Raw genomic sequence first — 12,588 nt, 5'->3', positions numbered from 1 at the left:
GATCATGACTATTCCCCGCAGCGAACCGACGGTGATCAGTGCGTCGTCGGCAGCCTTCGATGACGATGGGCGACAGCGATCCTATGAAGTCCGCACCTTCGGGTGCCAGATGAACGTGCACGACTCCGAACGGCTCTCCGGTTCGCTGGAGAGCGCCGGCTATGTACGTGCGCTCGACGGCGCTGAGGCGGACGTGGTGATCATCAACACCTGCGCCGTGCGAGACAACGCTGCCGGCAAGCTGTACGGCACGCTGGGGCACCTCGCCTCCGTCAAGCGGCGCAAGCAAGGCATGCAGATCGCCGTCGGCGGGTGTCTGGCACAGATGGACAAGCAGGCCGTGCTCGACAAGGCGCCGTGGGTCGATGTCGTGTTCGGCACCCACAACATGGGCTCGTTGCCCGGATTGCTCGAGCGGGCGCGCCACAACGGTGACGCCGAGCTCGAGATCCTCGAGTCGCTCGAGGTGTTCCCTTCGACGCTGCCGACGAAGCGCGATTCCGCGCACAGCGGTTGGGTGTCCATCTCCGTCGGCTGCAACAACACCTGCACGTTCTGCATCGTCCCGAGTCTGCGCGGCAAGGAGAAGGACCGTCGTCCCGGCGACATCTTGAACGAGATCCGTCTGCTCGTCGACGACGGGGCGATCGAGGTCACTCTGCTGGGACAGAACGTGAACTCCTACGGGGTCGAGTTCGGCGATCGTCAGGCTTTCGGCAAACTCCTCAGAGCAGCAGGCGAGATCGAAGGACTCGAGCGAATCCGGTTCACCAGTCCGCACCCTGCCGCATTCACCGACGACGTGATCGACGCGATGGCCGAAACGCCGAGCGTGATGCCGCAGCTGCACATGCCGCTCCAGTCCGGAAGCGACCGCATCCTCAAAGCCATGCGTCGCTCGTATCGCAGCGAGAAGTTCCTCGGAATCCTGGAACGGGTCCGCGCGCGCATCCCGAACGCGGCGATCACCACGGACATCATCGTAGGGTTCCCGGGTGAGACGGAGGAGGATTTCGAAGACACGATGCGCGTCGTCGAGCAGGCCCGATTCTCCGCCGCGTTCACCTTCCAGTATTCGATCCGCGAGGGCACACCCGCAGCGACGATGGAAGATCAGGTGCCCAAGGCGGTCGTGCAGGAGCGGTACAACCGACTGATCGCTCTGCAGGAGCGCATCTCTCTGGAGGAGAACCAGAAGCAGGTCGGACGTGAGGTCGAGGTGCTCGTCTCGACAGGCGAGGGCAAGAAGGACGTCGAGACCCACCGGCTCACCGGACGCGCGGAAGACAACCGTCTGGTGCACTTCGAGGTGACCGACGGGTCCGACCTTCCACGGCCGGGCGACGTCGTGACGGTCACAGTGACCCACGCGGCACCGTTCCACCTGCTCGCGGATGACCCGACCGGCGCTCCGCTGCGCATCCGTCGAACCCGCGGCGGCGACGCGTGGGATCGCGGGCAGGCCGAGTCCTGCGCAGTACCGACCCCCGGAGCGGACGGTGGCCCGCGCGCTGTCTCGCTCGGCCTTCCCACCCTGCGCGTCAGAGTGTGAGCGAACCGCGCCTCTGGGCGATCGTCGGCGCGACCGGCACAGGGAAGAGCGAGCTCGCGCTCGACCTCGCGGAGGCGCTGCGTGCTCGAGGCAATCCTGCCGAGATCGTGAACGCCGATGCCATGCAGCTGTACCGCGGTATGGACATCGGAACGGCGAAGCTGCCCGTGGCGGAACGGCGCGGAATCCCGCACCATCTCTTCGACGTCCGAGAGGTTGCTGACGAAGCGGCGGTCGCCTGGTATCAGCCGTTGGCGCGTGAGGCGATCCGTGCGATCCATCAGCGCGGCGGGGATGCGATCCTTGTGGGCGGATCCGGGTTGTACGTGTCGAGCGTCGTCTACGAGTTCCACTTCCCGCCGCGCGACTCCGCGATCCGCGAGCGTCTCGAGCGCGAGCTGGAATCGGTGGGTCTCCCCGAGTTGTTCGAGCGTCTCCGTTCACAGGATCCGGCGGCGGCGGCGAAGATCGATCCGCGAAACAGCCGCCGCGTCATCCGAGCCCTCGAAGTCCTCGAGCAGGGGAACGACACCCACGGCGCGGCACTGCCCGAACGGCCCGTGCTGTGGTTCCCGCGCACACGCGTGATCGGCCTGCACGTCGATCGATCGGACCTGGTGTCCCGCCTCGATGCGCGCGTCGAGCGGATGTGGAAGGACGGCCTCGTCGCGGAGGTCGCCGGCCTACGGGAGCACGGGCTCGAGAATGGGGTCACCGCACCGCGCGCCATCGGCTATGCCCAGGCGCTTGGCCAGCTCGACGGCACACTGGGCGAAGCCGCCGCCATCGCCCAGACGCAAGCGCTGACTCGCCGCTACGCCCGTCGGCAGGTCTCGTGGTTCAAGCGGTATCCGGAGCTGGAGTGGTGGAGCGCCCCCGCGCACGTCGGGGCGCTCCTTCGGCCCGAGACCGCACCGATGTGACGGAACACCTCGAGTGTCGGTGAGGGGTGCCAGGCTGAAGGTATGAGCACCCACTTCTTCACCGCCTCCAGCCTCGACGGGTTCATCGCGACAGACGAGCATTCGCTCGACTAGTTGCTGACGCAGGATGTCGATCCCGAGGGGCCGATGGGATACACCGCGTTCGAGAAGAACGTCGGTGCGCTGGGGATGGGGTCGTCGACCTACGAGTGGGTCATGCGACACGAGGAAGGCCGTTGGGGATACAGTCAGCCGACCTGGGTGTTCTCCCACCGGGAACTCGCGCTCCCGGTGGGAGCCGATGTGCGGGTGACGCAGCACGACGTGCGGAGCGTGCATGCCGAGATGTCGGAGGCCGCGGGCGATCAGGACATCTGGATCGTCGGTGGGGGAGATCTCGCGGGTCAGTTCGCCGATGCGGGGCTGCTGGACGAGGTCTGGGTGCAGTATGCGCCCGTGACGCTCGGATCCGGCGCACCCTTACTCCCACGCAGGCTCGACCTCGAGCTCCTGGAGGTCGCACGCAACCGGAGCTTTCTTTGTGGACGCTATTCCGTGGTGTCCAGGTGAGCGCCTCGAAAGCGGAAGGTGCGCCGGGGTGGGGCGTTCGTCGGTTCCGACGCGAGGACACCGACGCTGTCGTCGCTCTCTGGGAAGAAGCCGGACTCACGCGGCCATGGAACGATCCTCGTGCGGATATCGAGCGCAAGCTCGCCGTGCAACCGGAAGGCTTTCTCGTCGCAGTGACGAGAGAGGAGAGGGCGATCGGATCGGTGATGGCCGGATACGACGGTCATCGTGGATGGCTCTACTATCTGGCCACGGCGGCTACGCACCGTGGTCTCGGAATCGCGCGGGCGCTGGTCGCGGAGGCCGAGCGCGTGCTCGAGGCGATGGGATGTCCGAAGGTGCAGCTGATGGTCAGAGAAGGCAATGAGCACGTGCTCGGCTTCTATGATTCCCTCGGATATGAGCGGTTCACAGTGGCCAACACCGGAAAGCGTCTCGTCTCCGACATCTAGGCCCGCTCTCTAGACTGGGGGAATGGTCGCATTCACCAAAGGGCACGGCACGGGCAACGACTTCATCATCATCGCTGACCCCGACGGGGCGCTCGATCTGACGGCCGAGCAGGTCGCTGTCTTGTGCGACCGCCATTTCGGAATCGGTGCGGACGGCATCCTCCGTGTCGTCCGATCCGATGCGATCGCCGAGGGCGAATCCACGCTGGCAGAGGAGCCTGCTGCCGAGTGGTTCATGGACTATCGCAATGCCGACGGTTCGCTCGCCGAGATGTGCGGCAACGGGATCCGGGTGTTCGCGCACTACCTGGTGCGTTCCGGTCTTGCGGCGATCGAACCCGGCTCCACCTTGCCGATCGGAACGCGCGCCGGTGTGCGGGACGTGACTCGGAGCGCGACCGGATACCAGGTGGACCTCGGCCGTTGGAAGCTCTCGGGCGACGACCCGCTCGTGCGTGTCGATGGGCTTCCCGTCACGCGTCCCGGTCTCGGCATCGACGTCGGCAATCCACACGTCGTGGTGGCTCTCGCGTCGGAGGCCGAGCTCGCCGGGCTCGAGCTGCACCGCGCGCCCGATCTCGATCCTTCGCTTCCGGAGGGTGCGAATGTCGAGTTCGTCGTTCCCGGCGAGCCGCTGGTGCGAGACGGCGTCGGCCACGTGAGCATGCGCGTCCATGAGCGCGGCGTGGGAGAGACCCTCAGCTGCGGCACCGGCGTTGCAGCGACAGCGCTGGCCGTGCGCTACTGGGCGGGGGAGAAAGCTCCGAACAACTGGCAGGTGGAGGTCCCGGGCGGCACTCTCGGGGTGCGGATGTTCGCCGCCGAGGACGGGGAGCACGTCGCGCTCTCGGGCCCGGCCCAGCTCGTGTTCCAGGGCGAGGTCGACCTCGTCTGACCTTCTTTCACGACGACGGGGAGGTCACGACTCGGAGAGTGCGATCGGCTCCGTCGGCGGTGAGCCGTGCTTGCGTACCTTGAGGATCCGGTACCCCTTGCCTGTCGCGGTACGGAAGACGCTGTAGCCAGGATGGAACGTCGCGCCGATCCACCGCTGCAGCGAATCGGCTCCGAGATTGCGCTGCACCACCAGCCAGGCGTCGCTGCGCTCGTCCAGTCGCGGGATCCATCGCTCCAGCAGTCCGTGGAGCTCGTTCTTGCCGACACGAATCGGGGGATTCGAGCGGATCGTGCGGAACGATATGTCTTCGGGAACATCGTCGGGCAGAGATGCGTTGACATTGGTGAGCCCGAGGGCCGCCGCGTTGCGGCGGACGAGATCCAGGGCACGCTCGTTCACGTCGACAGCCCACACCGTCGCATGGGGAGCAGCGAGGGCCATCGAGATCGTCACGGGGCCCCAACCGCTTCCGAGGTCGAGAAGGTCGCCGCCCGGGGGAACCGGGGGCGTGTTGGCGAGGAGCACTGCAGTGCCGGCGTCGAGACGATCTGGGCTGAAGACACCACCGGCGGTGGTGAGTTCGAGCTCTCGGCCCGCGAGCGATACGCGGATCTTACGTAGATTCTCGGGGCTTGCCGGGGCCGCAGTGAAGTAGTGATCGGACCCCATACGGCGAGCGTACCGGACAGCGCGGGCTAAGGTTAAGGCTCGCTACGAATCCCAGAGACAAGGAACGGATGACGGAGACCACGACACCCTCCACCGACGACCACACCGTCGATCGCGTACTCGCGAGCGCAGAGAAGCGTTCCGAGGTCTACGTGTTCGGCGCAGCACAGGCGCTGCAGGACGAGTCCACGGCCGCGCACGGTAGCTCCGACGGCGCGCAGTGGGACCTCGAAGACCGGCACGCACTCCGCCGCGTGGGCGGGCTCTCGACAGAACTCGAGGACGTCACCGAGGTCGAGTACCGACAGCTGCGTCTGGAGAACGTCGTCCTCGTCGGTGTGTACCCGCAGGGCGCGCAGGAGGACGCGGAGAACTCGCTCCGTGAGCTCGCGGCGTTGGCGGAGACCGCCGGCGCGGTGGTGCTCGATGGTGTGCTGCAGCGTCGCCCGCACCCCGATGCCGCCACGTATCTCGGCCGGGGCAAGGCCCACGAACTCAAGGACATCGTCGCCGCAGTGGGCGCTGACACCGTCATCGCCGACACCGAGCTCGCACCGAGCCAGCGCCGTGCGCTCGAAGACGTCGTCAAGGTCAAGGTCATCGACAGGACCACGGTGATCCTCGACATCTTCAGCCAGCACGCCAAGAGCCGCGAGGGCAAGGCCCAGGTCGAGCTCGCGCAGCTGGAGTACCTGCTTCCGCGTCTGCGAGGGTGGGGCGACTCGATGAGCCGTCAAGCCGGCGGGCAGGTGGGCGCCGGAGGAGCGGGCATGGGCTCGCGCGGTCCTGGTGAGACCAAGATCGAACTCGACCGTCGGCGGATCCGGACCAAGATGGCTCTGCTGCGGCGTCAGATTCGCGACTTCGGCCCTGCTCGCGAGGCGAAGCGCGCCGAGCGCAAGCGGAACACGATTCCTTCCGTTGCGATCGCCGGATACACGAACGCGGGCAAGTCGAGTCTGCTCAACGCGCTCACGAGCGCCGGAGTGCTGGTCGAGAACGCGCTGTTCGCGACACTCGATGCCACCGTGCGCCGATCCGAGACAGAAGACGGGCGCGTGTACACGTTGACCGACACCGTCGGTTTCGTCCGCGACCTTCCGCATCAGCTCGTCGAGGCCTTCCGCTCGACACTGGAGGAGGTCGGGGAAGCTGACGTGGTGCTCCACGTGGTCGACGGCTCGCACCCGGACCCGGCTGGTCAGCTTCAGACCGTGCGCGACGTCCTCGGTGATGTCGGCGTACGGGATCTGCCCGAGATCGTGGTCTTCAACAAGGCGGACCTGATCGACGAGGACGAGCGCCTGGTGCTTCGTGGTCTGCAACCGCAGGCACACTTCGTCTCGTCACGATCCGGCGAAGGCATCGCGGAGCTGCGTACCGCCATCGAGGAAGCGCTCCCCAAGCCGGCGATCGAAGTTCACGCCGTCATTCCGTACGACCGCGGCGACCTGGTTGCCGCGATCCACGAGACGGGGATGTTGCTCTCTGTGGAGCACCGGGAAGAGGGCACCGCCGTCCATGCCCGGGTGTCCGAGCGCCTTGCGGCCGAAATCGCTCCGTTCGCCGCGGCCGAGTGATCACCGTCAACGAGCGAGGAAACGCGCTTCGACAGTGGCGGCGATGACGATGTCGTCCGGTTCGTACTCCATGGCGGGTGCGGCCTCGGCCGAGAAGGCCATACCGCCGCGAGCTTTCATCAGGGGCGCGTCCGCGGCGCCCTGGCCCTTCGAGAGCAGGCCGACGTCGGCGATCTCGAGTGGGGTGACCTGCTCCAATCCGAGTGCGCCGGCATACGCCTGAGCGCGGGTGACGGCGACGCCGACAGCCTCCGAGGCGACCTCTCGTTCGACCTGCGACCGGGTCTCAGGGGTCAGGTGCCACTCGACCCCTCCGACGTCGATACCGTCCCACGATGAGATATCCGAGGCCCAGATCGAGAGCTCGGATGCGTCCGTGAACGTCGCGGCGAAGTCGACGCTGGCGTAGAACACGGGAGCAAGGCGCTTGCCGTCGCTGTTCCACGGGCGCTCGGCACGCACCGAGAGCCGTGTGCTGGTCCAATCCACGACGCTGCCGGTGTCGGCGCGCGCGGTGATGCTGCTTCGCACAGGCTCAGCCAGTCGCATCACGTGTTCCACGACTCCCGTCCGCTCCGGCCCCTCGCTGCGCACGTTTACGCGGATGGTGGCTCGCTCCGGTGCGACGCGCCTCTCATGCTCGCCGCGGACGGTGACGGTGACTTCGCTCATGGGCCGACTCTACGCCAGCTCGACACGCCCCTGGAATGGCGGAGAGGTGTCGAACGTTGTAGTCTGTGATGCTCGGGTGGTAGTCATCCGGGTTGGTAATTCCACAGTGTGACAACGGCTCCTTCGAGAGAAGGACCACGGGGCTGATCGGTTTCGACAGCGCCTGTGTATCCACGAGAAGCGGGCCGAGGATGCAGAGTTATCTCGTAAACGCTCTCTGCAAAAAAATAGTTGCCGAAACCAAGCGCAACGACTTCGCCCTCGCTGCATAAGCGAGCCCGATAGTCCGTCAGGCCGTATGTGATTCCGATACGGATCCTGGCGTCATCTAGGAATCTTGCTGCGTGATGGCGTCTGGACGTCACGTGGGACTCTTCCCAGGCTGGGCTCGTCGACTTAGGTGTCTGTGACAAAGGTCGGAGCCGAGCAGAACGTCTTCACAGACTGCGCCCGGAGAAGGCGTGGAGACTCAGCGTTGGACGGGGGTTCGATTCCCCCCAGCTCCACCAAGCCGTTGTCACAGGAATTGAGGCCCACTTCCCTCGTAGCCGCGAAGGAAGTGGGCCTCGATGTGTGTCCGGCACCTGCGGATCGGGCGCGAGGCATCCTTCGGTACGGGTGAGGCGGACCGCTGTGGATTGAAGCGCGGGGACCTATATTGAGGTCTGTGGACTCGACGCCCGACACAGACACCGTCGGTTTGACGCGCGCGGAGGTCGCGGAGCGCGTGGCGTCAGGGAAGACGAATGCGTTCTCGGCGGATACGAGCCGAAGCGCGTGGAGCATCGTGCGGGCGAATGTGTTCACGCTCTTCAACGGCATCGTCTTCGCTTGCTTCCTCGTGCTGTTCCTCGTCGGGCGGTGGCAGGATGCGCTGTTCGGACTCGCTGCTTTTGCGAACGCCATCATCGGATGCGTGCAGGAGTTCCGAGCGAAGTCCGCGCTCGATCGCCTCGCGCTGATGAACGCGCCACGAGCGCTGGTGCTCCGAGAAGGGAGTCAGGCCGAGGTCGCGCCCGGCGAAGTCGTCTTGGACGATGTGCTCATCCTGCGTGCGGGGGAACAGGTGCCGGCCGACGCCCTCATCCTGACCTCGCATGGTCTCCAGGTCGACGAGTCGATGCTCACGGGCGAGTCCGACCCCGTGGAGAAGCAACCGTCCGACGATGCGCTCTCTGGCGCAGTCGTCGTCGCGGGCGAAGGCACCGCGCGGGCGACCAGGGTGGGTGCGGACTCGTACGCGAACCGTTTCGCCGGCGAGGCCAAGCGCTTCTCCCTCGTCTCGAGCGAGCTCCGGGCTTCGGTAGACCGAGTCCTGAAATGGGTGAGCTGGGTGATCGGTCCGGTCGGGCTGCTGGTGCTGAACGCTCAGATCGTCGTCAGCGGGGGATACGCCACGGTGTTCTCAAGCGGCGCATGGGTGCAGGCGGTCGTGAACACGATCGCCGCTTTGACGGCGATGATCCCGCTCGGCCTGGTGCTGATGACGAGCATCGCCTTCGCGGTCGGCGCATCGAGACTTGCGCGTCGCCAGGTGCTGGTCAACGAGCTCCCCGCCGTCGAGGGCCTCGCGCGGGTCGATGTCGTGTGCCTGGACAAGACGGGCACCCTGACGGTCGGCGAGATCGCCTTCGACGTGGCACATCGCCTCGAAGGGAGCACGATGGATCATGTCGACGATGCAGCGGCCGTGCTCTCCTGGTACGCCGCATCCCCGGATGCGAATGCGACGGCGCGATCGATGCGGACGGCGTATCCGGCCGCTCGAGCCCTCGTCGTGCGCGGCTATGTTCCGTTCTCCTCCGTGCGCAAGTGGAGTGCGGTGACGTTGGCCGAGATCCCGGGGACCTGGGTCATGGGGGCGCCGGAGATGGTCTTCGGCGATGAGGCGACATCCGACGCGGCCGAGCTCGGCAGGACGGTCACCGCCCTCGCCGAGAGTGGCCGCCGCACCTTGGTCCTCGGCCGCTCCGAGACACCTCTGTCGGACGCGGACATCGAGTCCGAACAGCTCCCGAGAGGACTGACCGCTGTCCTCGTCCTCACCTTCCGTGAGCAGGTCAGGCCCGATGCCGCGCAGACCCTCGAGTACTTCACTCGACAGGAGGTCGGCATCCGCATCATCTCGGGCGACAATCCGCGCACGGTGGCGGCGATCGCCCGCGAGGTCGGCCTCGACGCCGTGGACGGCTATGACGCACGGCAGCTGCCGGAGGACGAGGCCGATCTCGCGGACGTCCTTGACCGGCACGCGGTGTTCGGACGGGTCACACCGGAGCAGAAGAAGCGCATGGTCACCGCGCTCCAGAGCCACGGGCACACGGTCGCGATGACGGGGGACGGGGTCAACGATGCGCTGGCGATCAAAGCCGCGGACATCGGCATCGCCATGAACTCCGGCTCGCCCGCCACCAAGGCGGTGGCCAGGCTGGTGCTCCTCGACGGACAGTTCTCGCATCTGCCGGATGTCGTGGCTGAGGGGCGTCAGGTCATCGCGAACATCGAACGAGTGTCGATGCTCTTCCTGAACAAGACCGTGTATGCGACGCTACTCGCGATCATGTTCGGGGTGCTCGTGCTCGAATTCCCCTTCCTGCCACGTCAGCTGTCGATCACCGATGGCCTGACGATCGGCATCCCCGCATTCTTCCTCGCACTCATGCCCAACGCGGCGAGGTATGTGCCGGGGTTCCTTCGCCGTTCGCTGAGCTTCGCGATTCCCTCGGGAGTCGTCGTCGCGCTCGGCCTGACCTGGTACACCTTCGTCGCGCGGGGCCTCGGGGTGCAGGAGGAGCAGCTGCGGACGGGCGCCACCGTCATCCTCGCCGTTGTCGGGATCTGGATCCTCGCTGTCCTCGCGCGTCCCCTCAACAGGTACAAGGTGATCGTCGTGGGGGCGATGTTCGTGCTGCTGGTCGCCGTCTTCACGATCCCGCTGGCGCGCGAGTTCTTCGTCCTCGTCGATCCCGGTGAAGACCTCGCCATCGCGCTCACGGGCATGACGATCGTGATGGTCGCAGCGATAGAGGTCGTGCGCCTGTTTCATCGCCGCCTCGTCCTCAGCCCGAAGGCAGCGACGACGACGCAGACCGTCGCACAGGTGCCGGCAGAGACGAGCCCTCCGGCTCGTCTCGTCGCAGGCGTCATCACCACCGTGGTCGCGGTGCTCGCGTACGCGTTCGGCATTCTCGCGACGGGCTTAGGGATCCTCGTCTTCCTCGGTCGCTACGACCCGGATGTGAGCACGTCGGCATTCTCGCTCGCCGGCGCGGTGATCGCGTTGTTCGGTCTCCTGGTGCTCGCGGTCGCTGCGGGCATACGTCGCGGCAGCGGGCTCTCGCGACTCATGCTCACGATCTTCCTCGGGGTCGCCATCGCGCTCAACGCCGTCGTCATCGTCTTCGGCGACCGGTGGGACTGGGGCGCTGCGGTGACGGTACTGGTGGCTGCCGCTCTCATCGTGCTGTTGTGGTCGCCTCCGGTCGCTCGAGGTTTCGGGCGCGTCCGGGAGAGTTCCATGGGCGGCACGCGATCCTCGTGACGGATTCAGCCGGTCCACTCGACGAGAATCAGCCCCTGCCTGGTGTCGGCGAACTTCACCCACCCCTCGCCGAACAGGTAGGTCATCCCGTACCCGTCCGCATCGGTGCCCATCGAGTACTGAGGATCCTCGGTGAAATAGACGCCCTCGGCACCGTCTTCGCGCTTCCATCCCTCTGCGAGGAGGCCCGCCTGGGCGTCGGCGGCTTCTTCAGAGGTCGTCGGCGACCAGCCGTAGAGCTGTCCGTGATCGGAAGCGACACTGTAGTCGGCCCAGAAGCAGAGCAAGCCCTCGGTGAGCTCGACTCCGCCCACCACGAAGTCCTTGGGCTGCGCGGTCCATCCGGCATCTGTAAGGGCGGTGACCGTGCCCGCCGAGATCATCGACTCGCACGTGAGCTCCTCGGCCGGAGGCTCCGGCGCCGTCGACGCCGCCGGTTCGGGAGTGGACACGGGGCTGGGGGTGAGCGGGGTCGGCGTTGGTGTGGTCGGCGACGCGTCCGGCGCCGCGCAGGCCGTCAGCGTCCCAAAGAACAGCAGAATGCCCGCGGTGGCGGACATGATGCGGGTCTTCATCGCGGGCCTCTTCGTTCGGATCAGTCGTTGATGAGCGTCAGGAAGTCGTCGTGGAGACGGCCGTTGGTTGCGAGTGTCGAGCGCGCGGAGATCGTCTCGGCTCCGTCGACGGCTGTCATCCGTCCGCCCGCCTCTCGCACGATCGGGACGGCAGCGGCGATGTCGTACTCCTTGACACCGAACTCCGCGACCATGTCGATGCGGCCCTCGGCGAGCAGCATGTAGGCGTAGACGTCACCGTAGGCACGGTCACGCCACACCCGCGCGCCGACGCTGAGCAGGGTGTCGAGACGACCGGCATCCGCCCACTGCGCGATGCTCTGGAAACTGACGCTCGCGTCGTCGAGCGAGTCGACCGCAGAGGTCTGCAGACGTCGCGGCTCACCGTCGGTCGCGGTCCAGGCTCCACCGCCCGCGGTCGCCCACCATCGGCGCCCGAGAGCGGGCATGCTCACGACACCGACCTTCGGTACGCCGTCGATCGCGAGTGCGATCATCGTGCCCCAGAGGGGGACGCCGCGGAGGAAGTTCGCCGTGCCGTCGATCGGATCGATGATCCACTGACGGTGTGTGCTTCCCTGCGCGCCGTACTCCTCGCCGAAGATGCCGTCGTCCGGGCGTTCTGCTTCCAGGACACGGCGAATGGCGCGCTCGGTCGCCAGGTCGGCGTCCGTCACGTGGGAGTTGTCGGCCTTCGTCGAGATCTTCAGATCGGCGGCATCGAAGCGGGGGAGCGACTGTGCGTCGGCGGCATCGGCGAGGCGAAGTGCGAGATCGAGATCGCTGCGGAGAGGGGCGGTGTGGGGGGAGTCGGTCACGCTCTCAGAATAGTCGTCACGGCCGCGCGGGCAGAGGGCCGAACGGCCAGGTTTCCGTGTGGGTCAGCGGCGGCGCGCCCGAGCCGCCCTCGATTTCACATGGGGTCCGTCGGCTGGTAATGTAATTCCTCGGCCGGGGTTCTCCCGGGCCACGCACCTCTAGCTCAATCGGCAGAGCAACTGACTCTTAATCAGTGGGTTCAGGGTTCAAGTCCCTGGGGGTGCACGGAAAACCCCTGATCTCTCGCCAGATTCAGGGGTTTTTTGCGTCCGGTCCAAAGTGCCGGGTGTTCGTCTGCTCCGGCGGCGAGTTCGTGCACACCGAATGAGACCTGCAC

At 66.4% G+C, this 12,588-nt stretch carries 11 protein-coding genes, 1 tRNA gene and 1 other RNA gene; 9 read left to right on the top strand and 4 right to left on the bottom strand.

What is annotated here, in order from left to right:
* Window positions 1-4 precede the first annotated feature (4 nt).
* From miaB to dapF, 5 genes are all read left to right on the top strand, one after another.
* Entirely contained in the window at window positions 5-1,552 is a 1,548-nt protein-coding gene (gene miaB, locus LC041_RS12430; RefSeq protein WP_226533407.1) for a tRNA (N6-isopentenyl adenosine(37)-C2)-methylthiotransferase MiaB, read from the top strand.
* Window positions 1,549-2,475: a tRNA (adenosine(37)-N6)-dimethylallyltransferase MiaA gene (gene miaA, locus LC041_RS12425; RefSeq protein ID WP_226533406.1), complete on the top strand. Its 927-nt coding sequence runs from the start codon at window positions 1,549-1,551 to the stop codon at window positions 2,473-2,475. The genes miaB and miaA overlap by 4 nt, the downstream gene beginning before the upstream one ends.
* A gap of 114 nt (window positions 2,476-2,589) precedes the next feature.
* Window positions 2,590-3,045, top strand: coding sequence for a dihydrofolate reductase family protein (locus tag LC041_RS12420; RefSeq protein ID WP_308012779.1), 456 nt, complete (start codon window positions 2,590-2,592; stop codon window positions 3,043-3,045).
* The gene (locus tag LC041_RS12415; protein ID WP_226533405.1) at window positions 3,042-3,497 is read left to right on the top strand and encodes a GNAT family acetyltransferase; all 456 of its coding nucleotides are present in this window, start codon (window positions 3,042-3,044) and stop codon (window positions 3,495-3,497) included. Before LC041_RS12420 ends, LC041_RS12415 begins: the two co-directional genes overlap by 4 nt.
* Window positions 3,498-3,519: 22 nt before the next feature.
* A complete protein-coding gene (gene dapF, locus LC041_RS12410) occupies window positions 3,520-4,392 on the top strand; it encodes a diaminopimelate epimerase (RefSeq protein ID WP_226533404.1) in 873 nt (290 codons plus the stop codon).
* A 24-nt stretch (window positions 4,393-4,416) separates the two neighbouring features.
* Here the strand turns inward: dapF and LC041_RS12405 are convergent, their stop codons facing one another.
* A complete protein-coding gene (locus LC041_RS12405; RefSeq protein ID WP_226533403.1) occupies window positions 4,417-5,064 on the bottom strand; it encodes a class I SAM-dependent methyltransferase in 648 nt (215 codons plus the stop codon).
* Window positions 5,065-5,132: 68 nt separating this feature from the next.
* Here LC041_RS12405 and hflX point away from each other — a divergent pair, with 68 nt between their 5' ends.
* Window positions 5,133-6,644 (top strand): GTPase HflX, encoded by a 1,512-nt coding sequence (hflX, locus tag LC041_RS12400; RefSeq protein ID WP_226533402.1) that lies wholly within the window; start codon window positions 5,133-5,135, stop codon window positions 6,642-6,644.
* A gap of 6 nt (window positions 6,645-6,650) precedes the next feature.
* Here hflX and LC041_RS12395 read toward each other — a convergent pair whose 3' ends face one another.
* Window positions 6,651-7,316 carry an SIMPL domain-containing protein gene (locus tag LC041_RS12395; protein WP_226533401.1) on the bottom strand — a complete coding sequence of 222 codons (666 nt, stop codon included), beginning with the start codon at window positions 7,314-7,316 and terminating at the stop codon, window positions 6,651-6,653.
* A 139-nt stretch (window positions 7,317-7,455) separates the two neighbouring features.
* Here LC041_RS12395 and ssrA point away from each other — a divergent pair.
* Window positions 7,456-7,825, top strand: a transfer-messenger RNA (tmRNA) gene (gene ssrA / locus LC041_RS12390).
* A 158-nt stretch (window positions 7,826-7,983) separates the two neighbouring features.
* The gene (locus LC041_RS12385) at window positions 7,984-10,857 is read left to right on the top strand and encodes an HAD-IC family P-type ATPase (protein WP_226533400.1); all 2,874 of its coding nucleotides are present in this window, start codon (window positions 7,984-7,986) and stop codon (window positions 10,855-10,857) included.
* A gap of 5 nt (window positions 10,858-10,862) precedes the next feature.
* On the opposite strand, the gene LC041_RS12380 is transcribed toward LC041_RS12385, so the two are convergent.
* Together LC041_RS12380 and LC041_RS12375 are read right to left on the bottom strand one after the other, a co-directional pair.
* Window positions 10,863-11,432: a hypothetical protein gene (locus tag LC041_RS12380; protein WP_226533399.1), complete on the bottom strand. Its 570-nt coding sequence runs from the start codon at window positions 11,430-11,432 to the stop codon at window positions 10,863-10,865.
* A 20-nt stretch (window positions 11,433-11,452) separates the two neighbouring features.
* Window positions 11,453-12,250, bottom strand: a complete 798-nt coding sequence (locus LC041_RS12375) for an inositol monophosphatase family protein (protein ID WP_226533398.1) — start codon at window positions 12,248-12,250, stop codon at window positions 11,453-11,455.
* A 153-nt stretch (window positions 12,251-12,403) separates the two neighbouring features.
* On the opposite strand from LC041_RS12375, the gene LC041_RS12370 reads away from it, so the two are divergent.
* Window positions 12,404-12,476, top strand: a tRNA-Lys gene (locus tag LC041_RS12370).
* Window positions 12,477-12,588: the final 112 nt, after the last annotated feature.

The sequence above is a fragment of the Microbacterium paraoxydans genome, assembly GCF_020524545.1.
Taxonomy (GTDB): Bacteria; Actinomycetota; Actinomycetes; order Actinomycetales; family Microbacteriaceae; genus Microbacterium; species Microbacterium paraoxydans_C.
This window is presented reverse-complemented; position numbering and strand designations above follow the sequence as displayed.

Coding starts and splice junctions, on each gene's coding strand:
- miaB (WP_226533407.1), top strand. CDS start 5: ATGACTATTCCCCGCAGCGAACCGACGGTGATCAGTGCGTCGTCGGCA.
- dapF (WP_226533404.1), top strand. CDS start 3,520: ATGGTCGCATTCACCAAAGGGCACGGCACGGGCAACGACTTCATCATC.
- LC041_RS12405 (WP_226533403.1), bottom strand. CDS start 5,064: ATGGGGTCCGATCACTACTTCACTGCGGCCCCGGCAAGCCCCGAGAAT.
- hflX (WP_226533402.1), top strand. CDS start 5,133: ATGACGGAGACCACGACACCCTCCACCGACGACCACACCGTCGATCGC.
- LC041_RS12395 (WP_226533401.1), bottom strand. CDS start 7,316: ATGAGCGAAGTCACCGTCACCGTCCGCGGCGAGCATGAGAGGCGCGTC.
- LC041_RS12380 (WP_226533399.1), bottom strand. CDS start 11,432: ATGAAGACCCGCATCATGTCCGCCACCGCGGGCATTCTGCTGTTCTTT.